This window comes from Streptomyces sp. NPDC048473, from assembly GCF_043200155.1.
GTDB lineage: Bacteria > Actinomycetota > Actinomycetes > Streptomycetales > Streptomycetaceae > Streptomyces.
In genome coordinates, this window is record NZ_JBICXE010000009.1 from 196,321 (window position 1) to 215,844 (window position 19,524).

At 68.4% G+C, this 19,524-nt stretch carries 23 protein-coding genes; 13 read left to right on the forward strand and 10 right to left on the reverse strand.

Annotated features, from left to right (window positions below; translation table 11 throughout):
• The first annotated feature begins 1 nt into the window (after position 1).
• Positions 2-517: a DinB family protein gene (locus tag ACGFU7_RS18175; protein WP_393696943.1), complete on the forward strand. Its 516-nt coding sequence runs from the start codon at positions 2-4 to the stop codon at positions 515-517.
• Positions 518-551: 34 nt separating this feature from the next.
• Here the strand turns inward: ACGFU7_RS18175 and ACGFU7_RS18180 are convergent, their stop codons facing one another.
• The gene (locus ACGFU7_RS18180; RefSeq protein WP_393696944.1) at positions 552-1,076 is read right to left on the reverse strand and encodes a MarR family winged helix-turn-helix transcriptional regulator; all 525 of its coding nucleotides are present in this window, start codon (positions 1,074-1,076) and stop codon (positions 552-554) included.
• A 171-nt stretch (positions 1,077-1,247) separates the two neighbouring features.
• On the opposite strand from ACGFU7_RS18180, the gene ACGFU7_RS18185 reads away from it, so the two are divergent.
• On the forward strand, positions 1,248-1,796 hold the full coding sequence (locus tag ACGFU7_RS18185) for a YceI family protein (protein ID WP_393696946.1): 549 nt from the start codon (positions 1,248-1,250) through the stop codon (positions 1,794-1,796).
• Positions 1,797-2,081: 285 nt separating this feature from the next.
• Here ACGFU7_RS18185 and ACGFU7_RS18190 read toward each other — a convergent pair whose 3' ends face one another.
• Together ACGFU7_RS18190 and ACGFU7_RS18195 are read right to left on the reverse strand one after the other, a co-directional pair.
• A complete protein-coding gene (locus ACGFU7_RS18190) occupies positions 2,082-2,636 on the reverse strand; it encodes a cupin domain-containing protein (RefSeq protein WP_393696948.1) in 555 nt (184 codons plus the stop codon).
• 161 nt (positions 2,637-2,797) lie between these two features.
• On the reverse strand, positions 2,798-3,376 hold the full coding sequence (locus tag ACGFU7_RS18195; protein WP_393696950.1) for a PadR family transcriptional regulator: 579 nt from the start codon (positions 3,374-3,376) through the stop codon (positions 2,798-2,800).
• 85 nt (positions 3,377-3,461) lie between these two features.
• On the opposite strand from ACGFU7_RS18195, the gene ACGFU7_RS18200 reads away from it, so the two are divergent.
• Positions 3,462-3,902, forward strand: a complete 441-nt coding sequence (locus ACGFU7_RS18200; RefSeq protein ID WP_393696952.1) for a nuclear transport factor 2 family protein — start codon at positions 3,462-3,464, stop codon at positions 3,900-3,902.
• A 107-nt stretch (positions 3,903-4,009) separates the two neighbouring features.
• On the opposite strand, the gene ACGFU7_RS18205 is transcribed toward ACGFU7_RS18200, so the two are convergent.
• Complete coding sequence (locus ACGFU7_RS18205) at positions 4,010-4,477, reverse strand: DUF1348 family protein (protein WP_393696954.1); 468 nt, start codon at positions 4,475-4,477, stop codon at positions 4,010-4,012.
• Positions 4,478-4,793: 316 nt separating this feature from the next.
• On the opposite strand from ACGFU7_RS18205, the gene ACGFU7_RS18210 reads away from it, so the two are divergent.
• The 7 genes from ACGFU7_RS18210 to ACGFU7_RS18240 all read left to right on the forward strand — a co-directional run bounded on the left by ACGFU7_RS18210 (position 4,794) and on the right by ACGFU7_RS18240 (position 12,040).
• Positions 4,794-5,309: a lytic polysaccharide monooxygenase auxiliary activity family 9 protein gene (locus tag ACGFU7_RS18210; RefSeq protein WP_393696956.1), complete on the forward strand. Its 516-nt coding sequence runs from the start codon at positions 4,794-4,796 to the stop codon at positions 5,307-5,309.
• A gap of 196 nt (positions 5,310-5,505) precedes the next feature.
• A complete protein-coding gene (locus ACGFU7_RS18215) occupies positions 5,506-6,243 on the forward strand; it encodes a dienelactone hydrolase family protein (RefSeq protein WP_393696958.1) in 738 nt (245 codons plus the stop codon).
• 229 nt (positions 6,244-6,472) lie between these two features.
• Positions 6,473-6,640 (forward strand): hypothetical protein, encoded by a 168-nt coding sequence (locus tag ACGFU7_RS18220; RefSeq protein ID WP_393696960.1) that lies wholly within the window; start codon positions 6,473-6,475, stop codon positions 6,638-6,640.
• A 219-nt stretch (positions 6,641-6,859) separates the two neighbouring features.
• A complete protein-coding gene (locus tag ACGFU7_RS18225) occupies positions 6,860-7,519 on the forward strand; it encodes a hypothetical protein (RefSeq protein ID WP_393696962.1) in 660 nt (219 codons plus the stop codon).
• A gap of 1,401 nt (positions 7,520-8,920) precedes the next feature.
• A complete protein-coding gene (locus tag ACGFU7_RS18230) occupies positions 8,921-9,538 on the forward strand; it encodes a hypothetical protein (protein WP_393696964.1) in 618 nt (205 codons plus the stop codon).
• 801 nt (positions 9,539-10,339) lie between these two features.
• Entirely contained in the window at positions 10,340-11,332 is a 993-nt protein-coding gene (locus ACGFU7_RS18235; protein WP_393696966.1) for a GlxA family transcriptional regulator, read from the forward strand.
• 84 nt (positions 11,333-11,416) lie between these two features.
• Positions 11,417-12,040, forward strand: coding sequence for an isochorismatase family protein (locus ACGFU7_RS18240; RefSeq protein ID WP_393696968.1), 624 nt, complete (start codon positions 11,417-11,419; stop codon positions 12,038-12,040).
• Positions 12,041-12,145: 105 nt separating this feature from the next.
• On the opposite strand, the gene ACGFU7_RS18245 is transcribed toward ACGFU7_RS18240, so the two are convergent.
• Complete coding sequence (locus tag ACGFU7_RS18245) at positions 12,146-12,727, reverse strand: hypothetical protein (protein ID WP_393696970.1); 582 nt, start codon at positions 12,725-12,727, stop codon at positions 12,146-12,148.
• 161 nt (positions 12,728-12,888) lie between these two features.
• Positions 12,889-13,335: a MarR family winged helix-turn-helix transcriptional regulator gene (locus tag ACGFU7_RS18250; protein WP_393696972.1), complete on the reverse strand. Its 447-nt coding sequence runs from the start codon at positions 13,333-13,335 to the stop codon at positions 12,889-12,891.
• A 132-nt stretch (positions 13,336-13,467) separates the two neighbouring features.
• Between ACGFU7_RS18250 and ACGFU7_RS18255 the strand changes: the two genes are divergently transcribed.
• Entirely contained in the window at positions 13,468-14,979 is a 1,512-nt protein-coding gene (locus ACGFU7_RS18255) for an MFS transporter (protein WP_393697058.1), read from the forward strand.
• A 482-nt stretch (positions 14,980-15,461) separates the two neighbouring features.
• A complete protein-coding gene (locus tag ACGFU7_RS18260) occupies positions 15,462-15,989 on the forward strand; it encodes a hypothetical protein (protein WP_393696974.1) in 528 nt (175 codons plus the stop codon).
• Positions 15,990-16,233: 244 nt separating this feature from the next.
• Here ACGFU7_RS18260 and ACGFU7_RS18265 read toward each other — a convergent pair whose 3' ends face one another.
• The 4 genes from ACGFU7_RS18265 to ACGFU7_RS18280 all read right to left on the reverse strand — a co-directional run bounded on the left by ACGFU7_RS18265 (position 16,234) and on the right by ACGFU7_RS18280 (position 19,058).
• Positions 16,234-16,662: a hypothetical protein gene (locus tag ACGFU7_RS18265; protein WP_393696976.1), complete on the reverse strand. Its 429-nt coding sequence runs from the start codon at positions 16,660-16,662 to the stop codon at positions 16,234-16,236.
• 196 nt (positions 16,663-16,858) lie between these two features.
• Positions 16,859-17,080 (reverse strand): hypothetical protein, encoded by a 222-nt coding sequence (locus ACGFU7_RS18270; protein ID WP_393696978.1) that lies wholly within the window; start codon positions 17,078-17,080, stop codon positions 16,859-16,861.
• Complete coding sequence (locus ACGFU7_RS18275; protein ID WP_393696980.1) at positions 17,077-18,063, reverse strand: hypothetical protein; 987 nt, start codon at positions 18,061-18,063, stop codon at positions 17,077-17,079. The genes ACGFU7_RS18270 and ACGFU7_RS18275 overlap by 4 nt, the downstream gene beginning before the upstream one ends.
• A gap of 386 nt (positions 18,064-18,449) precedes the next feature.
• Positions 18,450-19,058, reverse strand: coding sequence for a GPP34 family phosphoprotein (locus tag ACGFU7_RS18280; protein WP_393696982.1), 609 nt, complete (start codon positions 19,056-19,058; stop codon positions 18,450-18,452).
• A gap of 272 nt (positions 19,059-19,330) precedes the next feature.
• On the opposite strand from ACGFU7_RS18280, the gene ACGFU7_RS18285 reads away from it, so the two are divergent.
• A complete protein-coding gene (locus tag ACGFU7_RS18285) occupies positions 19,331-19,477 on the forward strand; it encodes a hypothetical protein (protein ID WP_393696984.1) in 147 nt (48 codons plus the stop codon).
• Positions 19,478-19,524: the final 47 nt, after the last annotated feature.

Sequence of the window (19,524 nt, forward strand, 5' to 3'; positions counted from 1 at the left end):
GATGACATGGACAGCACCTGATGTGAAGCGCACACCCGGTTCACTCGTAGCCGGTGAGCGGGAGATGCTCACCGGCTATCTTGCATGGTTCCGCAGCAGTCTGTTGCACAAGTGCGCCGGTCTGACCGGCGAGCAGCTCGCCGAACAGACGGTATCGCCGTCGAACCTCACACTCCTCGGATTGATCCGCCATATGGCGAAGGTCGAACGCGTCTGGTTCCGGCAGCGGTTCGCCGGTCAGACGCTGGACCCCATGTACGACCCCGGGAAGGGCAAGGACGCGGACTTCGAGGACCTGGACCCGGCCCGCGCGGCCGAGGACTACGCGCGTCTCGTCGAGGAATGCCGGCTCGCGGACGAGATCGTCGCCGATGCCTCGTTGGACGACACCTTCACCCATGCCGACGAGGTGTACTCATTGCGCCTGGTCCACGTCCACATGATCGGGGAGTACGCGCGCCACATCGGCCACGCCGACCTGCTGCGCGAGCGCATCGACGGTGTGACGGGGTGGTGATGCGCCACTGAGAGAGGCTCGGCCCGGTATCTGCTCAGACGCCGGGGAGTTCCGGCCCGGGGCCGGCCGTGCAAGGCCCCGGAGCCGGGTCGAGCAGGGCGATGCCCGCCGCGAGGGCGGCGAAACGCTCCGTACCGACTCCGGCCGCCGCCACGCGACGACGCAGGGCGGCGGCCAGCGCCGACGAGGCGTCGGCGGCGGCGGACAGCCCGGCGGGAGTCAGGGCGGCATAGGTGACCCGGCGGTCGGACCGCGAGGCCCGCCGCTCCAGCAGGCCCGCCTCGCTGAGCCGGTCGACGACCTTGGTGGTCCCGGCGGTGGAGAATCCCATCAGCTGGGAGAGCTGGTTCATCGGGGCGGCGTGATCCGGCACCGTCAGCAGGTACCAGAGGACCTGGAGCGACGAGGACGCCGAGTGCGAGGCCCGTTCCACGTCCGCGAGGAGCTGTTCGTTCAAGCGCCGCACACCGCTGTGCATGGTGTGCCACTGCAGCAGAAGTGCCGCGTCCTCCGCCTTGGGACAGCCCTCGGCACTCTCCGGCCGTGCGCTGTGTGCCATGGGCCCGCCCTCCCCACCCTTCCGACGTGCGGTGATCTTCGTTCAAGAGTACGCGAAGGCGTAAATATCTCGCTGGCTACCTAATCGCCAGCGTTAGGTTTATGCTTCAAGCATGTGCTGTCGACGCACCGGCACTGCACGACTCGACCGACCGAGAGAGCTGTGATTCGTATGCCCAACCCCTCTGACACCACCCGCTCGACAGGCCCGGATGCCGTCGCCGCGGGACGCTGGATACTCGACAGGGCCGGTACGACCGTCGCTCTGCGGCACAAGACGATTTGGGGTCTCGTCACGGTCAAGGGCGCTTTCAACGATGTCAGTGGCGAAGGCGAAGTCAGTGCCGACGGGTCGGCACGGGGCTCCGTCACCTTGGGTGCGGCCTCCCTCGACACCGGCAACGCCAAGCGCGACGCACACCTGCGGGCGCCCGACTTCTTCGACACGGACCGGTTTCCGTCGCTCGAGTTCACCGCGGACAGTGTCATCCCCGATGCCGAAGGCCGCGCGGACGTCACAGGCCTGCTCACCGTCGTGGGCAAAGCCCGGCCGCTCGCCTTCTCGGCCCGTACCACTGAGTCCACCCCGACCGCGGTCACACTGAGCGCGGAGATCGACGTGGACCGCGCCGACTACGGGCTCACATGGAACAAGGGCGGCATGATCAAGGGCCCGGCCACGGTCGCGCTCACCGTCCGGTTCGTCCATCAGCCGGGCTGAACCATCGGCCAAGTCGGGTGAGCGCGGTCACGATCCGCTCCGTCACATGCTCGGGCGGCAACGTGAACACGTGCCGCAGCAGTCCGCCGGTGAAGAGCGCCGCGGTGAAGCGCTCCCGGTCGTCGACGGATGCTGCGGGTCGTCGATGGCGGCTGGAGTGGTTCAGGCCTCCACCGTGCGATGCGAGGGGGCCCGCTGAATCAGGGTGGGCCCCGAGACGGCCCCGGGATCTGCGCCAAACGTCCCGGAGGGGAGCCGCGTTGATCCTGTCAGTCCTTTGGCCCGTCAGTTGGCGTCGGGCTCGTCCCCCAGCACGTACAGCTCGGGCAGATTGAAGACGATCGCCTCCTGGGTGCTGCGGGCGATCACCACCACCGCCTCTTCGTCGGCGCTCGGATTCTCCTCGCGGTGCGGAACGAACGGCGGTACGAAGATGTAGTCACCGGGCGAGGTGCGGATCCGTACCTCCTCGGGTGCACCGCTCGAATCGTCGAGGAACACGAACTCCGGGTGCCCCTTCACCACATGGATCGCCGTCTCCGAGGCGCCGTGGTGATGATTCGACGAAGCGGTCCGCGCCGCCACATGAGTCTGCCCCATCCAGATGCGCCGCGAGCCGACCCTGCTTCCGCTGATCGCGGCGAACCGCCGCATGCCGCCCGTCTGTGCGGTGTCACCGTCGAGCGCATCGGCACGGATGTGGTGGAGCCGGGCGTGCAGCGGGACTTCGCTGCCGACGGCGCCGCCAGGGCCGTTGTCGTGGTCGGGCAGATCGGGGTGGAAGTCGTCGCGGCCGGTGGATGCGGTTCGGCCGGGCGGGGGAGTGGCGTGGGAGGCCATGCTATTCCTGCTCGTCGGGGCGGGCACGGTCTGTGCCGCTGTACGGATTCTCGCGGTGTGGCAACGACGGCGCCGTGATTCCGGCACGGTGACGCCGGGGAGTGCGCCGTCCACCGACGTAACGACGGACAAGCGAGGGGATCAGAACAGCCTGGTACTGGTCAGGCGCCATCGCCCTTCATCGCAACAGCCTGCCGTCGGCGCAGCAGCGCGGCGATCCGGAGGCACCAGTCCCTGTTCTCCTCCTCGAAGGCGAGACCCCGCAGACAGGTCAGATACGGTCCGATCCGCTCGCCCCTGAGCAGAAACTCGTCCTCGTTCATCTCGCCGCGCAGCTGCCGCAGCAACGTGCCGAAGAGCTCGACCTTGGCCGAGGCGGCAGCCGCCCGTTCGTCCAGTTGATCGATGACCGGACCGGTGCCGATGCGATCGACCGCCTGGACCTTGACGACCAGGTCATCGCGGATGAACCCCGGCTTCGCACTGGCCGCGGCGAATTGCTCCAGCTCGGCGAGCCCGGCGTCGGTGACATGGAACAGCCGCTTGTTGGGACGGGTCTCCTGTACCACCTGCCGGCCTGCGACCAGCCCGTCCTTCTCCAGCTTGGCCAGTTCGGCGTACAGCTGCTGAGGCAGTGCGTGCCAGAAGTTCGCCACGCCGACATCGAACGCCTTGGCCAGCTGATACCCGCTGTACTCCCCGTCCAGCAGTGCCGCCAGCACCGCATGTCGCAAGGCCACGGCCCGGACCACCCTTCCCTTTAGCTGTCTGCCCCTTCATGATACTCATGAAAGTGAATAGTCAGATTATTGAGCATGGAGGTCAATGATGTCTGCCGAGACCGCGGACCGTTTCCGCGCCGCTGTCGAGAAGCGCGATCTCGCCGCACTGGACGGTCTGTTCACCGAGGACGTTCGCTTCTACAGCCCGGTGAAGTTCACTCCGTTCGAGGGGCGACCCATGGTGCTTGGGCTGTTCGGGGTCCTGCTGCGTACGTTCGAGGACTTCCGCTACGTCGGCCGCTTCGACGGATCGGCCGAGACCAGCACGGACGGGGCGCAGGCCCCGTCCGAGATCCTGCTCTTCCGGGCGAACGTGAACGGCAAGCAGATCCATGGCATCGACCTGCTGCAGTTCGACGAGGCGGGCCTGATCAAGGAGTTCACCGTGATGGTCCGCCCGCAGTCCGCGGTGCAGGCCCTGGGTGTGGCGGTCCTGGCGGGTCTGGTCGAGGACGGCCTCGTCCCGGCTCCGGACGCCGGCTGAAACGCGTCACTCCGGCGGGAAGGGGCACCCGATGGGGCGCGCGCATATCCCGCAAAGGACGCCCCTTCCTGCCGCCCGCGGCCGGCTGTCCCCGCCGGGTCGGCGCGTCAGAGGGCGAGATCGCTCAGTCCGGGGTGACCGTCCGGCCGGCGGCCCAGCGGCCAGTGGTACTTCCGGTCGGATTCCCGGATGGGTGCGTCATTGATGGACGCGTGCCGCGCACTCATGAGCCCGTTCGCGTCGAACTCCCAGTTCTCGTTGCCGTACGAGCGGTACCAGTTGCCCGAGTCGTCATGCCATTCGTACGCGAACCGCACCGCGATCCGGTTGCCGTCGAATGCCCAGAGCTCCTTGATGAGCCGGTAGTCGAGCTCCTTGGCCCATTTCCGGGCCAGGAAGGCGACGATTTCATCGCGTCCGGTGACCCATTCCGCGCGATTTCGCCACCGGGAGTCCTCGGTGTAGGCGAGTGCCACCTTCTCGGGCGTCCGGGAGTTCCAGCCGTCCTCGGCCAGCCGGACCTTCTCGATCGCCGACTCGCGCGTGAATGGCGGAACCGGGGGACGTGCGGTCATGATCTCTCCTGTCGCATGCGATCTTGGCGTGAACCCCGAGAATATGCGTGGTTGGGCCCGTCGAGGCCCGTCCGAAAATCGCTTCTGTCGCCAACTCGGGCTGAAGTCGGCGCCCTTGACGTGGACGCGTCGATAGGTATGGTCTAGTCCAAGTGCAAGGCCGCCCTCCGGACGCCTGCAACTTCACGGCGTACGCGGTGGCGGATCTTGCCGTGCCCTTCGCGCCTCTTGGCCCCCACACTGGAGAGGCCGGCCTGCCACTGCCGGGCCCCCACAGCCCGAACGTGTGCAGCGACGCCTCATGTGAAGGAGAAGCATGCACGCGAAAAGGAAGACAGCCGCAGCCATCGGTGCCTTACTCGCACCCGTACTGGCCCTGAGCCTTCCGGCCGGTTCTGCCAGCGCCCACGGATACATCTCGTCACCTTTGAGTCGCCAGGCTCAGTGTGCCGCCGGGACCGTGAGCTGCGGAGACATCAAGTACGAGCCGCAGAGCGTGGAAGGTCCCAAGGGGCTGACCAGCTGTAGCGGTGGCAACAGCCGGTTCGCCGAACTCGATGACGACTCCAAGGGATGGAAAGTCACCCCGGTGAGCCGGACCACGTCCTTCCAATGGGTTCTGACAGCCCGGCACGCCACAAGCACATGGCAGTACTTCGCCGGCGGGCAGAAGATCGCCGAGTTCAATGACAACGGTGCGCAGCCCGGTGCCACGGTCACCCACCAGGTGAACTTCGGCGGCCTGACGGGCAAGCAGAAGGTCCTCGCGGTCTGGAACATCGCGGACACCGCCAACGCCTTCTACGCCTGCATCGATGTGAACGTCGGCTGACCGACGAGTCCGGACCGGGCCCCCTCTCCAGGGGCGTCCGACGCCGGCCTCTGGTCCGCGTCCCGACGGTGGTACTCCGAGGCTCTCACCACGACCGGTGAGGGCTTCGGCGTACGCCCACTGCGGTATGCCGACCTGGCTGCGAGCGACCGACGCCCCATTTTCCGATGGGAGGCCTTCCCCTAGGATGTCTGCCGTGCCGAAGATCGAGGCGTCCCGCAAGACAGTTGCCTACCGACACGGGTCCGACTCCTTGGAGGGGATCCTCGTACGCGACGCCGCATCGGCCGGTCCCGTACCGACGGTCATGGTGTGCCACGGGGCAGAGGGCCGCAGCGACGTACTGGCGGAGATGTCCGAACGCGTACTGCCCTGGGGATACCAGGCGTTCGTCATGGATCTCTTCGGGAAGGGTGTCAGCGGCACCACACGGCAGGAGCTCGACGCTCTGATGCGGCCGTTCCTGGAGGACCGTGACATGTTGGCGGACCGGCTGTCCGCCGTGGTCGCCACCGTCGCGGGGCTGCCCGAGGTGGATGCCGCCCGCATCGCGGCCATCGGGTTCTGCTTCGGTGGACTGTGCATGCTCGACATGGCCCGGACGGGGGCACCCGTCACCGGGGTCGCCGCCTTCCACGGCATGCTGACCCCGCCGCCCGGACGGACTCCGCGGAAGATCGACTGCAAGGTTGCGGTGTACCACGGCTGGGACGACCCGTTCGCGCGACCGGAAGACGTCGTCGCGCTGGCGGCGGAACTCACCGAATCCGGGGCCGACTGGCAGTTCCACGCATTCGGCCAGACCGCGCACTCCTTCATGGCGGAACGCGCGAACCGGCCCGAGCTGGGGATCGCGTACAGCGCCCGATCCGCCGAGCGGGCCTGGTCGGGGTTGCGAGGCTTCCTGGCGGAGTGCCTCGACCCGACCGGCTGACCTCCCAGGGGGCGCGCACATCAGGGGCTGACGGCTCCCGCGGCTGGCTGCCGATCACGCGGAGCACCCCCAAGCGGCCCCACATCGCAGGACGCCGCCAGCGAATGTGGCGGCGCCGTAGCCCGGTGCCATCGGGATCTTCGTTGATCCAGGCCTTTCTGTGGGCAGGTTCGTCGATGTCGTCCTTCTGCCGAGGCGCGACCCCGCCCGGTGGCCGGCCGAGGGGACTGTGGCCGACTTCGAGATCTGCTGGATGGATCAGCGGGAACAGATTCGGCTCAAGCCGGTCGACCCGGCTTATCCGGTGGAGGATTTCGACTGCTGGGTCGCCCGGGAGAACAGCGTTGCAGCCGAGCGATGGCGGCAAAGGGCGGGTGGCGGGCGCGGGGAGGCGTAGTGGCCCGAAAGCCCCGGCGGACAGTCCTTCCCGAACAGGACGCGCGGAACGAGAGCAGGTAGCGGGCAGAGGGCCGGCGCGGTGGCCGAGGCGGTCGGTGACCGAGTTTGCCTTCCCGTTCCTGGGAGGCTGACGGGCCGTACCAGCCGATCGCCGATGACCTGGTCGGCTTACGGACCCGGCTCCCCAGTTGCGTTGGTTTGAATGGCCTATTGACCCGTGCCCGCTGCCATCCACCTCCTCACCTTCGGCACGGCCGGGCCTATCCTTGTGGAAATGGGAGTGGATATCGAAGTTCTGATCGTCGACTGGGAGCGGGTCGAGGCAGCACCGGCGAGCCGGCGGGGCGATCTGTTGCACGAGGCTGCGTTCGGGGACGAGTCATCGGGTGGCCTCGACGAGGCGGGGTGGATCTGGCCTTCAGCGGCAGATGCCGGCTGGTACGGCAGGTACGCCTTCCGCAATACCCTCGGCTCCTACAAGCCGCATTTCTGGGCAGGTGAGCGGTGGGAAGACGTCCGGGACTTCGCTGATCCAGGCCTGCGCACCGCTTTGGACCACTTTGCGTCTCTGTTGTTCTGGCAGGGTCTTGCGTATGTGGCTGGGGAGGACGTCAAAGACATACCCGCGCAGGAGTGTCCCTGGGGCGTGGAACAGCTGTTGTGGTGCTCACCGGGCGATGTCTCCACGATCAGTCGTTCCTGGGCTCAGGCGCAGCCTGAACTCGACACCCTGCGGGAGCCGTTCGCAGAGCACGCCGCAGTACCGAGGGGCTGGATCTGCGACTTTGAATCGTTCGCCGAGTTCCTCGTGGGGTGGGGCGAAGTCGTCGTGGAAGCCGACCGCCGTGGCTGGGGCATCGTCGGACTTCGCTGCTGACCCCGGCGCGCCGAGTGGCCCAACAACCGAGAACGTTTGAGCGCACGCGGCTGGGGAGCCAGGGTCGTAAGCCGACACTCGGCGCGGCATCAGAGCCGTTGAGGATCTGCGAGGTGCTGGCCGGGCTGCACCAGGAGAGGGATACCGTCGGCAGCTGCTCGTAAGGACAGCACCGCGGCACCCACGGCGGCTTTCCAAGCAATTGATGCGGCGGGTCCACTGCCTCGGCATCCGCGCGGCCGGCCCGCAAACACCGTCCTTCCAGGGCCTCACCGCCGAACTGTCGACGATTGTGATCAGGCGTCTCGGCACCCACATCCGGCCAGCCACCCGCTGGACGGAGTCAACGAGGGCCTCGGAGTCAGCGGTGAGGTATCCGACGAGTGGGGCGGCCGACGACAGCACCTGGCGTGTGTGGCTGTTCGCGTCTCCGTCGCGGTTGCCCTGACAGTGGTCCGTGTTGTCGGACTGCGCCTTGCTGTCGTTCGTGGTCGGGAGGCTGTTCTGTGGGGAGGTCGAGACGGTCGTGGAGAGCCGTACTGGACCAGTCGGCCGGCCCGCTGCTGCGTCGTGGTCGGTGGCGCTTCGGCCCAGTCTTCCCGTTGTCGGTGGTCCGACCGTGAGTGTGTGAGCCGTGCTCGCCGCCCGGTTCGGCCGTGGCCCGGTAGGTCGTGCCTGTCCGTGCCGCGATGTGGTTCTCGATTTGCCCGGGTCTGGAGTGCGTCGAACCAGCCCAGCGCGTTGCCGGGGCCGTCGGTAGCGGGGAGTGGCTGCATGCGCGGTCTGGATGCTGTCCAGGACTTCCAGGAGGGGATGGTGCCACTTCGGTGTGGGGGAAGTGCTCGGGTTCGTGGGTTCTCGGGCTCGTACTCACCAGAACCCGTCGCATGGCGACGGCATCGCCGGCGTCAGAGGGTGGGGCTCGCTGCGTGCTGGCTGCGCCCGCTTACTGGCCACGTCGTAGGCACGGGCGAGCCTGCTGTGCCGTGGCCGGGCCGCAGGGTGTCCGTCCGCCTCGATCGGTTGCGCGCCGGGGCCATCCAACGGCTGTACGGGCCGTCACCGCAGGTCAGGACGGGCGGGACCATGATTGACGGGCATTCAGGACGACGGTGTGCACCTCCGACCCGGTCCTTGTCAACAAAGACACGCTGGCATTAGGGGTGAGCGAGCATCAGGAAGTCGCCTGGATGGGCTAACGGCACATCAACTTACCTATCTATAAAGATAATTGACGTCTAATCAGATTATCTAGAAATAGCATATGGGTGTCTTGTGTACCCCGATCGGCGGCCCGGCGCCAACCCTTCAACGTGTCCGATATGACAGCTATCGGGACCGTAAGTACGTTCAATCACGGGCCGGCTGATCAGCCGACCTCTCTGAGACAGGAGAAGTGACATGGTTACGCGTTCCACCGTCGTTACCGCCGCTCTCGCGGCCGCCGCGGCCCTGGCCGCCACCGGCATCACCTACGCCTCGGCCGCCTCCTCCGAGCCGGCCCAGGCAGCCCCGGTCGTCCAGCAGGCCACCGCCCCCGTTTCGGCCCTCAATGGCGGCGACGCCGGCAAGGGCGACGAGGGCAGGGGCAATGAAGGCAGGGGCAATGAGGACCGGGGCAACGACAGGGGCCACGGCGACCGGCGCCACTACGAGGGCCGGATCCAGATCAACGAGCGCACCTACACCGCCGAAGCGGGCGGCTGCGTCACCGTGGTCAGCGGCCTCGGTTCCAGGAGCCTCAACATCCGCAACGACAGCCGCAGGACCGTCGAGGTCTTCCGCGGGGCGACCTGCGACAACGGCGCCCCGCTGGCGACCGTCGGTCCCTGGAGCTCCAGCGACGGCGTCTTCCCGGGCCGTGTCCGGGGCGGCGTGAAGGTCCGCGACGGAGTCGTGGGCAGCTTCCGAGTGATCGAGCGCCACCACGACGGTGGCGGCTACGGCGGCGGCGACGAAGGCGGCTTCGGCGGCGGCGAAGGAGGCGGCTTCGGCGGCGGCGAAGGAGGCGGCCGGTGATCGAGCACCACTACAAAGGCCGGTGATCGATTCACCGCCTGACACAGAACCCCGGCCCGCCGGTATCGGGCCGGGGTTCCGGTCTGCGTACCCCGGCCGGGACACCCCGGCACGGGATGCCCACACCCGACCAACGCCCGACAACCCACACACCTGCCACGCCGTACGAAAGCCGGACGGCGCGCCACTGCCAGCCCAGCCGGAACAGCCCCACCGTGCGCAGCAGCCCTCAGCAGGACCCGGCGACCTGGGCGGACAACGTGACAACGGCGCGGCAGACACCGCCCCACATCCCGGCCGCCCAGGAACCGCCCAGCCGTATGGCCAGGCAGCCGATTCCCCTTTCCGGGCCCGCGGTCGAATGCGCACTGCGCTGTGCCTTGTTGGTAGAGGGTCAGGCCCTGGCAGGGGCTTTTTGGGCAGGTCCGCTGTCCGGTGAGGAGCAGGCGGTCGGCGGGACGAGGGCGGCGTGGTGGTTGCCGGCCGGAGAACGAGCGGAACCGATGCCCGAGAACCCGTGCCGGATCGTGCGCAGGCATGGGATGCCGGTGAACGCCGCAACGCCTCGGTGGTCACCGTGCCGCTGTCGGCGACGCGGCGACGCGTAGCCGGGTGAGCAGGGCCGACAGTCTGGTCTCGCCCGAGCGGTTCTCCCGGACCAGCACGATCAATTCGCCCTGGCGGAGGGCAAGGCTGCTCCCGTCGTATGCGGGAACGTCGGCGCCGGGGGCTCGGCCGCATGTCTGGATGTGACAGTTAGCCGTCATTGCGGTCATGGGTGGTCGCGGTGAGGATGGGTGCATGCCCCTTTCGCACCGTGTCGTCATCGCGGTCTTCCCCGATGTCGATCTCCTCGACGTCACCGGCCCGGCCGAGGTCTTCGCGCTGGCCAACCGGGAGACCGTGGGCCGCGCCGGGTACCAGGTCCGCCTCGCCGGGCCGGCTGCCGGCGAGGTGCGGACGTCGGCGGGTGTGCGACTGCTGGCCGATCTGGCCTTCGATGAGGTCGGCGGGCAAGTGGACACGCTGCTGGTGCCCGGCGCGGTCGACATGACTGACGACGGCCCCCTGGCCCGGATCGACACCGATGTCGTGGCATGGGTGAAGGAGACCGCCCCGCACGCCCGGCGGGTCGCGTCGGTGTGTGTGGGTGCGCACGTGCTGGCGGCGGCCGGGCTGCTGGACGGGAGGACGGCGACCACGCACTGGTCGACCGCCGCCCAGCTCGCCGCCGACCATCCGGCCGTCACGGTCGACCCGGATCCGATCTTCGTCCGCACCGACCGCGGTCGGCTGTGGACGGGCGCCGGGATCAGCGCCTGCCTGGACCTCGCGCTTGCCCTGGTGGCCGAGGACCAGGGCGAGGACGTCGCCCTGGCGGTGGCCCGGCAGCTGGTGATGTACCTCAAGCGGCAGGGTGGGCAGAGCCAGTTCTCCGTGCCACTCAGTCGGCCCGCCTCCGCTCGCCGTGACATCGACGAGCTGCGGCTGTGGATCGCCGACCACCTTGACGAGGACCTGCCCGCGGAGGTGCTGGCGGCCCGGATGTGCCTGAGCGAGCGGCACTTCGCCCGTGTCTTCAAACAGGAGACCGGCGCCAGTCCCGCCGCCTACGTCGAAGCCGCCCGGGTCGAGGTGGCCCGTCGCCTGCTGGAGACCACCGACGGCCCGCTCGACCAGGTCGCGGCCGCGGCCGGGCTCGGCTCGGCGGAGACCCTGCACCGGGCGTTCAAGCGGCAGCTCGCCACCACCCCGGCGGCCTACCGCCGCCGCTTCCGCACCCAGACCACCTGACCCCCTCCACGCACCGATATCCCCCAGTACGCAGGCAAGGCAGGCAGCTCCGCCATGCCTCATTCCCCCAACGAAAGGCACCTGATGAGCACGGACCAGCCCTCCACGACCCTGCGCGACGTCATCGGCCTGGACAACCAGCCGCCCAGACTGAGCGACTCGATCCTGGTCATGATCGACTTCCAGAACACCTACCGCACCGGCGTCATGGCCCTGGAAGGCGCAGAGGAAGCCCTCGCAGCCGGCGCCCGCCTGCTGGAGCGCGCCCGCGCCGCGGGCACCCCGGTCATCCACATCATCAACGACGGCGGCGAGAACACCCCCTACGACATCCACGCCCACATCGGCGCCATCAGCGACGAAGTCGCCCCGGCGGACGGCGAGGCGGTCGTGGTCAAGCAGTTCCCCAACTCCTTCCACCTCACCGAACTGGAGAAGACCCTGACCGACCTGGGCGCCGCCCCGGGCAGCGGCAAGGACCTGGTCATTGGCGGCTTCATGACCCACATGTGCGTCAACTACACATCCCAGGGCGCCTTCAACCTCGGCTACCGCCCCACCGTCGTCGCCGAGACCACCGCCACTCGCGCCCTCACCACCCCCGACGGCGCCGTCCTGCCCGCCGTTACCCTCCAGGCCGCCGCCCTGACCGCCATCACCGACCTGTTCGGCACCGTCGTCCCCACCGTCGACACCCTCCCCGCGTGACCCCAGACCCAGCCGTGCGCGGCGGGGTCAATACCCTGCCGCCCGGCGGTGGCGGCAGGGACAGGCCGGGGTCATGAAGTACTCGGCGTATGGGCGAGCGGGGCCTCACTGGCCTTGATGGGCCTGGGAGTTGCGGGCTTCCTGGTCACCGGGATGCTGCGCGACCTCGGCTTTCGACTCCCGCTGAGCGGTGACTTGCCCGGACGGCACGAGTTCTGATGTCACCCCACGGCGGTATGAACGCAGTGCTGGGGCTGTGTGAAGGGGTGACCGGAAGTCGCTCACCGCCAGTGAGGGCGGAGTGTGGCGCGGCCACTGTGTGCCCGCCAGTTCCGATGCGGCCGCCCGGAACGCGTCCAGCAGGGCACACCCCGGGTATGTCCCGAACGGTCCGTACTTCCAGCGGTAATAGCACGACCAGTAGCTGACCACGCGCCGCTCCGTGCGTACGAAGAAAGCAGGGTTCCGCGCGATGAATTCACCGTAGAGCCTGCGCTGGTCCGAGCCCGGGACAGCGAGCCCGGGAAGCCCCTGTCCGATCGCCTCAAGGATCTCCAGAACGTACTCGCCGGCCAATTGCACGACGAACGGGACAACCCACGGCTCGCTCGACTCCAGGATCTGTTCGAGGTGGCGCTGGCGGACCAGGCCGTCACTGTGCCGGGAGTACAGACAATGCACGATCACCTGCTGGGCCGGGGTCAGGGAACCCTGCGAGCCGGCAACCGGCTCATCCCGATAGATCCGTTAATGGTTCTCGACCTGGTGAGCCGGGGTGGCCTCGTCATTTCACGCCCGCACTGCCGCCTGCGTCATCCTTCAGTCTTCGATCAGGGACGGGGGCGGGTTCAGTCGCGGGGCCAGGGGCGGCCGTCGAGGCGTTCGATGTCGCGGTTGAGCCGCCCGAGGCAGTCTGCGAGCTGGGCTGCTTCCTCGGGTGTCCAGTTGGCCAGCACGTGGGCCAGGCCGTTCACGTTCTCGGCCCGGTCGCTGTCCAGGCGGCGCTTGCCTTCGGCGGTGATGGCGAACTTTCGGGCGATGCCTCCCTCGGGGTCGGGGATGCGCTCGACGACGCCGGCTCGCAACATGGCGGCGGTCTGCCGGTTGAGGGTGGAGGTGTCCAGGCCGAAAGCGTCGCTGAGCTGGCTGATGGACAGCGGGCCCTCGGCCTGGATGCGGCTGAGGAGAATGTAGGCGCTGCGGTCGAGTCGCTTGTTGCCCCGGTAGGTGCGCAGATTCATGTGCCGGCCGAGAAGCATGGTCTCGAACTCGATCCGGTCAAGGGGCATGTCCACGCAAGGTTTCCTTCGGCTGCGGGCTTGCCTTCCCTTCGGGAAGGTCACCTTCCAGTAGATATATCACAGATTGTATGCATGATGCATGCAAAGTGCATGATGCACATTCAGTGTATGGTGCACATCGATTGCATGGTGCATCTCGCCGTGGCCCCGAAGAGCAAGAGGGAGTACCCCGTGGACAGTCCCCAGCCCGCAGCCCGCTCAGGCGGTGTTGTCGGCATCCTCGCCTTCGCGGGCATCGTGGCCGCGATCACGCAGACTCTGGTAGTGCCGCTGATCGCGGAACTGCCGAAGCTGTTCGACACCTCCGTGTCGAACGCCTCATGGGTGATCACTGCCACGCTGCTGGCAGCCGCCGTGGCGACGCCCGTCGCCGGGCGCCTCGGCGACATGTACGGCAAGCGGCGCATGCTGCTGTCCTCCCTGATCCCACTTATCGCGGGCTCAGTGGTCTGCGCCGTGTCCTCCTCCGTCATCCCGATGATCGCCGGTCGCGGTCTGCAGGGCCTGGGCATGGGCGTAGTACCCCTGGGCATCAGCCTCCTGCGCGACGTTGTGCCGCCGGAGAAGCTCGGCTCGTCCATCGCGATCATGAGTGCATCCATGGGGGTGGGCGGCGCGCTCGGTCTGCCCTTCTCCGCCGCGATCGCCGAGAACGCCAGCTGGCGCGTGTTGTTCTGGGTGGTCGCCGCCCTCGCCCTGGCCGTCGGCACCCTGATCTGGATCTTCGTGCCCGGGGACCGCGAGAACAACGTCTCGGGCAGCTTCGACCTGCTCGGTGCCATCGGCCTGGGCAGCGCGCTGGTCTGCATGCTGCTCGCCGTCTCCAAGGGCGCCGACTGGGGCTGGGGGAGCGGCACCACACTCGGTCTGTTCGCCGCCGCTGTCATCGTGCTGCTGGCCTGGGGCTGGTGGGAGCTGCGCCTCAGCGATCCGCTGGTCGACCTGCGGGTGACCGCCCGGCCCCAGGTACTGACGACCAACGCGGCCTCGATCCTGGTCGGGTTCGCGATGTACGCCCAGTCCCTGGTCGTGCCCCAGCTGCTCCAGCTGCCCAAGGCCACCGGCTACGGCCTGGGTCAGTCGATGCTCGCCATGGGCCTGTGGATGGCGCCGGCGGGCCTGATGATGATGGTCATGTCGCCGATCGGTGCCAAGCTCTCTGCCGCCAAGGGCCCCAAGGTCACCCTGGCTGTGGGCAGCCTGGTCATTGCCGTCGGCTATGGCATCTCCGTGCCGCTCATCAGCTCTGGCTCCACCTGGAGCCTGCTGGTGGTGACCATCGTCTGCAACACAGGCGTCGGCTTCGCCTACGGCGCGATGCCGGCCCTCATCATGGGTGCGGTGCCCCAGTCGGAGACCGCCTCCGCCAACAGCTTCAACACACTGATGCGTTCGATCGGCAGCTCGGTTTCGGCCGCCGTGATCGGTGTGGTCCTGGCCCAGTTGACCACCGACTTCGGCGGATATGCCCTCCCTTCCGAGGACGGCTTCCGCATCGCCATGCTGATCGGCTGCGGCGTGGGTCTCGCGGCTGCGGTCGTTGCTTCCCTCATCCCCGTGAGGGCAGGTGCACAGCCGGAGTCCGCCGTTTCGCAGCACGCCGCTTCCGAGGTATCCGGGGCCGAGGTCAAGGCCTGACCGGCCCGCTACTGCCCGAGCAGGTTGTCCTGTCCCGTCACGGGGCAGGACAACCTGCTTTTTTGCGCAGCCACAGCACGCACGGGGCCGAGGGTGTCCTGTGGTATCCGGGCAGGCCCATCGTGCTCGAACATGCTCTGGGTCTCGCGCCTGTCTGCACGGCGGAGCAACGCATTTGCGGAGTGCGACCGGAGCACCATCCGTACATGCAACAGGGTGCCAACCGGTGCAGGATCCGTATCGGCAACCGGGCCAACCGGCACAGCCCAGGAACCGCAGCGCTCCCTCCTGTCGTCCTCACGCGCGCGAGCCACCGTGCGGGCCGAGCCGAGTGCCGTGCGGGCCACGCCACATACCCAAGGAGCAGCATGAGCGTTCACGGCAGCACGCGACCCTGGAGCAGCAGCGTTTCCTTACCGCCGGGCAGCCCTCGTACGACTTTCCTCGGTTGCTCGAAGGCGGTACTGCTTCTCGCACTTGTCGTGGGGGCCACCACTGCCTGCAGCCAGTCATCCAGTGATGACCACGAGGCCAGGGACTGGAAGGCCGGTGACTGTGCCGGGCCCGACCACAGCGAGTCGAAGGACGGTTACCAGGGCCTCGACTGCGACGACCCCAAGGCGACGATCAAGGCTCTCGAAGTCAAGGACGGTGCCATCTTCACCGATTCCGTTCAGTGCCCGCCCGGGACGGATGCGATCATCTCGGTGAAATTCTCCCTCGGCTCCGGCGACGCCAGTGACGGTATCCCCAGCAAGACCATCTGCGGCCGCAATCTGTCCGGCGACCACCCCGGTGATGCCGGCGCCGGCGGCGGGCAGTTGGTGAAGGGCGACTGCGTGGACGACTCGGCCGAGGAAGTCGCCTGCGGCGGCGGGGGCAGCGGCGTGAGCAAGGTGCTCGGCCTGACCAAGACGGCCGAGGAGTGTCCGTCGGGGACCGACCGTCCCATGGACCTGTTCCCGAGCCCGGGCAGGCCGTACAACACCATCTGCGCCACCCGGGCCTGACCGTCCCGCGCCGCGCCCACAGACATACCACGGCCGGTGAAGCCCGCGCTTCACCGGCCGTGGTATGTCTCGGGGTGCCCTGCTCTGCGCCGCCGGGGACTGCCCGCTGCCGCTCAGCCGATGCTTCCGGAGGGCCTGGAAGCAGGGCTGCCGCAGCCTCTGTGGACCGGTGCCATCAGTTTGGCCTGGTGGCTTCTCTGAACCAGAACAGATGACCCACGCCGATCCGCAGGCACGCCCGGCTTCACGCCGGGCGGCACGTACCGCACCTGTGGTGGTCGATGGCGTCCAGGAGGCCCTGGGCGGCTGTCCTCACAGCAGGGTCAGCATCCCGTGTGGGCAGGTCGGCCGTGAGCCGGCCGAGCAGCACGGTCCGGTGGGCCTGCAGCTGCACCTCTGCCTGTGGAGGGTTGGCATGCTCAAGGACTGCCTGCAACAACTCGATCACGCCGGTCCGGCATGCAACGGTGTCGGTGACCGCAAGCTCCCACAGAAAGGGCACGGCGGCGACCGTTGCGTCGAAGACGGCCAGTTCACCGATCCATGGCGCGAGATCGCTCAGGGCGACCTCACTCGTCCCGGCGTCGCCCCGGGCGATCCGCGCCAGCATGCCGGGAACACCGGCAGCGGACCCGTAGGCATGCCGCAGTTCGTGCCACCGAACACGACTCACGCCCTTGAGAATCGTTCCCGCCCCGAGCACCCCAGCCCCGCTGCCGGCCTCCGACATCTGACCACAACGATTGCACCTCACCGACCGCCACGACGACGGGCCGACGGCAGCAGATCTCCCTGTCCGCTCTCCCCGCTCCGGGAGCCCGTCGCCGATCTGATGCGGGACTGCCGAACACCGGACCTCAGGAGAGTCGCTAGTCCTGCCAGTAGAACAACAGGGCGCCGACTCCGAGGGGTTCGCGTTCGCCGAAGTAGTACACGCAGAGATCGGTGACCCGGATCGCGCCGGTGGTTTCGTCGATCCAACGGAAGCCGGCCGCTTCGAGGGCCTGGCGGGCGACAAGACCGGCGTCGTCCCCGGTGGCGAACCGTCCGAGCGTGCTGATGAAGAGCTCGCGCTCGCCGCACCTGATCACGTGGTACGTGCCGCCGCCCTGTCGGTTGTCCTCGCCGCAGGAGACCGGGGGCTTCGGTGCGAGGCCGCCGTGGCGAGCGTGGCCGTTGCCCGGCGGAGCTGCGTTTCCTCGTCGGGGCGGACGGGCGGTTCGGTGCAGAGGGCCTCGACCCGCCACCGCGGATCGCTCTGCCGCTCGCAGCCGCGTGCGTACTCGTGCAGGATCGCGCTGCGGAGTTCGCCGTCCAGACCGGCGACCTCGACCCGGGGACGCCCCAGCCTGTCGTAGATCGCCCGGGTCTCGGCGGCGTCATCAGTGAGCCGGTGCAGCGCGTATGCGGCCCACAACTTCGCCTCGGTCGGCGGGGCTTCGTCGAGGTAGCAGCGGAGCCGCTTCGGGTCGGTCAGGAGCGACTGGGCGAGGTACGCGACTTCCCGGTCGGGGTCCGCGAGCGTGTGGGTCACGTCCTGCCCGGCGCGGTGCTGCATACGGACGCGGAAGGCGCGGTCCTCGGGCCGTGCGACGCCGATGTCGCGCACGACCGCCTCGACCCCGTACCGGGCGACCAGCGCGTCCAGCCCGGCCTCGCCGACCACCCGGCTGCGCGGCCAGGGAGAGGCCGCGAGTGTTGCCAATTCACCCGCGGCCGAGCGGTCGCCGAGCGAGCCGCGCGCCTTGAGGATCGCTTCGGGCACGCCGAACGAACGCTCATGCCGGCGGTCCTCGTGCTGCAGCCAGGGCAGGAGTTCCGCTCGGCCTGCGAGGAGGTCCAGGAGCGCTATGCGTACTTCGCCCACGTCACCGGGATCACGGACGCGCGCCGCCAAGTCGGCGACACGCCGCTCCGGCACGCGCCCGGCCAGTGCGACCGCACAGGCCCTGCGGCGCCACCACGGGTGCGCCGAATCGGCCACGTACCGCGCGAGTTCGTCCGCGTCGAGCTTACGCAGGCCGGCTGTGTCGGCCCGCGCGGCGCCCGGGACCAGCGTCTCGATGGTTCGCATCCGGGGATGTTACTGGGCAGACGATCGGCCGAGCAGCAAGCCGACGGCCGAGGACACCGAGTTCGAGCGGGTCCTTCCCGAAGACGGCAGTCCGACCGTTGGATGCGGCCGAGAGGACCGTTGGTGCTACGGCTGCGGGAGCTGTACGAGGCTGGTGAGGACCCGGTTTTCGACCGGTTTCCCCGCCGCGGAGGAGTTGTTCCTCGTACTTCGGCACGCGGAGCACATGGTGGGCAGATCGCTGAGCTGCTGGTGTCGCATGAGCTGGACCGGCGGGTGCCGCCTACTGACGTGATACGTCCGGGCGCCGTCCGGAGCCTGTATCCGGACCTCGACGGCGGCATCGAAGAGAGGCCACAGGGCCGGCGACACCGGGTGCGCCTTCGTCATTCGCCTCGCCAGATGTTGTCGAAGGCCGCCTCGTCGAGGGCTCGCCGTTGCCGTTGGAACTCCAGATCCCTCAACGCGTCATCGACGGCGGCGAGCACCGTCGCCACCGCGTCGTCGGCCACGCCAGGGGAGTCACCAGTTGGCTTGTCGCGGATTCCGACGGCCGCTGCAAGGGCGGCGAGGATGGGCTCATCCGATGTCCAGCGGTCAGCCGCCTCGCGGCGAGCGGGCGAATCGACCAACACCGTCCGACTGGCCCGGGAAGGCATCCAGCGGGGGCGGTGTGGCCGGGTGAGCTGCCCTTCCGCCTCAAGGGCGGCCAGATAGGCCGAGGACAGACCGCGACCTCTGCGCCACAGCCAGTCTTCGAGCGACTCGTACGGCGCTTCTCGGATGAGCGACGACGCGGCCTCGTCCAACAAGCGATCAGCTATGGCCGGCGGGTGGCTCGGCACGATCTGATCGCCGTCCAGTCTGATGGCCTGGGCACCCAGGAGGTCGATCACCTCGGCTCCCGCGAGCGCAAGCGACAGATCGCCTCGTTCCAGAGGACGACTGGCCGCCATGTCCATGGCGGCGATCAACAGGTCCCGCGGTGTGGTCATGAATGGCTCCACGTCAGGGGCATCAGTAGCGATGCGTCGCTGAGCAGTTGGTCCGGCGCCCGGCGTGACGCCGAATGGCAAGGTCAGCTGTCGATATCGGTGGCCGCCGCGATTGCTCCACGGAATTGCTGCGCGTAGCCGGCGGGCGTGAAGTCCGGCCGGCCCGGCGCCGTTCACCAGCTTACGGAGCACGGACGGCAACTGCATCCCGCTCTGATCGCTCCGGCCCGCTGGGGGAGCGCATATCCCGGCAGAAGCGGGTGTCGGCATGAGTGCCGACACTCCTGCTCCTGTCCATCGCCGAGTACGGGGGTGTGGGCACGGTGATGCTGAGCTTCAGCAGCCGCGCCTGGAAGCGGGCGACCTCAGCGGCCCTGTTCCTCCGTGTAGCCGGGCTGTCGTCCTTGCCCGACCGGTAGCTGGAGCGCAGTTGCTTCTCGGACTCCCAGCCAGGTGCCGACTCAGT

Excerpts from the sequence above, each read along its gene's own strand:
- ACGFU7_RS18230 (WP_393696964.1), top strand. The coding sequence starts at position 8,921 with ATGGTTACGCGTTCCACCGTCGTTACCGCCGCTCTCGCGGCCGCCGCG.
- ACGFU7_RS18200 (WP_393696952.1), top strand. The coding sequence starts at position 3,462 with ATGATGTCTGCCGAGACCGCGGACCGTTTCCGCGCCGCTGTCGAGAAG.
- ACGFU7_RS18185 (WP_393696946.1), top strand. The coding sequence starts at position 1,248 with ATGCCCAACCCCTCTGACACCACCCGCTCGACAGGCCCGGATGCCGTC.
- ACGFU7_RS18190 (WP_393696948.1), bottom strand. The coding sequence starts at position 2,636 with ATGGCCTCCCACGCCACTCCCCCGCCCGGCCGAACCGCATCCACCGGC.
- ACGFU7_RS18240 (WP_393696968.1), top strand. The coding sequence starts at position 11,417 with ATGAGCACGGACCAGCCCTCCACGACCCTGCGCGACGTCATCGGCCTG.
- ACGFU7_RS18175 (WP_393696943.1), top strand. The coding sequence starts at position 2 with ATGACATGGACAGCACCTGATGTGAAGCGCACACCCGGTTCACTCGTA.
- ACGFU7_RS18205 (WP_393696954.1), bottom strand. The coding sequence starts at position 4,477 with ATGACCGCACGTCCCCCGGTTCCGCCATTCACGCGCGAGTCGGCGATC.
- ACGFU7_RS18275 (WP_393696980.1), bottom strand. The coding sequence starts at position 18,063 with ATGCGAACCATCGAGACGCTGGTCCCGGGCGCCGCGCGGGCCGACACA.
- ACGFU7_RS18235 (WP_393696966.1), top strand. The coding sequence starts at position 10,340 with ATGCCCCTTTCGCACCGTGTCGTCATCGCGGTCTTCCCCGATGTCGAT.
- ACGFU7_RS18210 (WP_393696956.1), top strand. The coding sequence starts at position 4,794 with ATGCACGCGAAAAGGAAGACAGCCGCAGCCATCGGTGCCTTACTCGCA.
- ACGFU7_RS18180 (WP_393696944.1), bottom strand. The coding sequence starts at position 1,076 with ATGGCACACAGCGCACGGCCGGAGAGTGCCGAGGGCTGTCCCAAGGCG.
- ACGFU7_RS18255 (WP_393697058.1), top strand. The coding sequence starts at position 13,468 with ATGGTGCATCTCGCCGTGGCCCCGAAGAGCAAGAGGGAGTACCCCGTG.
- ACGFU7_RS18280 (WP_393696982.1), bottom strand. The coding sequence starts at position 19,058 with ATGACCACACCGCGGGACCTGTTGATCGCCGCCATGGACATGGCGGCC.